At 64.4% G+C, this 1,066-nt stretch carries 2 protein-coding genes; one reads left to right on the plus strand and one right to left on the minus strand.

Features of this window, described 5'->3' with window-relative positions; genetic code table 11:
- Nucleotides 1-30: 30 nt before the first annotated feature.
- Nucleotides 31-363, minus strand: a complete 333-nt coding sequence (locus FHT19_RS24250) for a conjugal transfer protein TraD (protein WP_169477110.1) — start codon at nucleotides 361-363, stop codon at nucleotides 31-33.
- Between the two features lie 182 nt (nucleotides 364-545).
- Here FHT19_RS24250 and mobQ point away from each other — a divergent pair.
- Nucleotides 546-1,066 (plus strand): MobQ family relaxase (gene mobQ / locus FHT19_RS24255; protein WP_169477111.1); only part of this gene is annotated, 521 nt, incomplete at its 3' end.

Here is a 1,066-nt window from a genome sequence, read left to right on the forward strand (position 1 = left end):
TCGCGCCGCTTCACCTGCCAGGCCCTTGTGTCATGCCGCGCCTGTTGCAGGGCCAGGCGATGGCGAGCGCTGGTCGTGCGGCGCTGCTGGTTGCGCGTTCTCGCCAGTGCCTCGGCCAGTCGCCTGTTCGGCCCGCTCGCCAGAAAAGAACGCGGCGCCGCGTTTGCGCCATGCCTCCCGCTGCGTTGGATCGGTGATTGCAGCGATTGACAGCAACGCGCCGGCCAGTTCCTCGATGGGCATTGCATCGGCGCCGGTCGCTTCGACCAGTTCGCCGAGCTGGCTCTGCTTGCGTGCCTTGAGTTGCCTGGCCTTGGCGGTGAGGGCCTTGAGATCCTCGTCATAGTTGCGGGGCTTGCGCATGTCTGGTGTCCTGTGACGGCGGTCCGTTGCGCCGTGAGGCCCTCCAGTTATCGGCCTTGACGATCAATGCCAATTGCCTGAAACCTCATGGGATTCGGCCGTCCCGAGAATGATGAAATCTTTTGAGGGCGCGCTTATACGTCGTGCCGACGTGCGCTTTTAGGCGTATCTGGTGCGTCGCCATGGCGATCTACCACTTCTCGGCCAAAGTCATTTCACGCGGTGCCGGCTCGAGCGCTGTCGCCGCTGCTGCCTATCGCTCGGCCGATCGGCTCTATGATCAGCGGCTCGATCGGCACCACGATTTCTCCAACAAGACCGGCGTCGTGCACAGCGAAGTCATCCTGCCCGACGGCGCGCCGGAAGAATGGCGCGACCGCGCTCGGCTGTGGAACGATGTCGAAGCGGTTGAAGTGCGCAAGGACGCGCAGCTGGCCCGCGAGATCGAGTTCGCCATTCCGCGTGAGATGACCCAGGCCGATGGCATCGCACTGGCGCGGGACTTTGTGCAGAAGGAATTCGTCGATCGCGGCATGGTGGCCGATCTCAATGTGCACTGGGATGTGGGGCCCGACGGCCTCGCCAAGCCCCATGCCCACGTGATGTTGGGGATGCGCGAAGTTGGATCGGATGGCTTCGGCGCCAAGGTGCGCGAGTGGAACCGCACGGAGCTCCTGACCCACTGGCGCGAAGCCTGGGCCGA

The sequence above is a fragment of the Novosphingobium sp. SG919 genome (genome assembly GCF_012932495.1).
Classification (GTDB): Bacteria; Pseudomonadota; Alphaproteobacteria; order Sphingomonadales; family Sphingomonadaceae; genus Novosphingobium; species Novosphingobium rhizosphaerae.

What these genes read in the sequence shown, in the direction of transcription:
- FHT19_RS24250 (WP_169477110.1), bottom strand. Translation starts at nt 363, where the DNA reads ATGCGCAAGCCCCGCAACTATGACGAGGATCTCAAGGCCCTCACCGCC.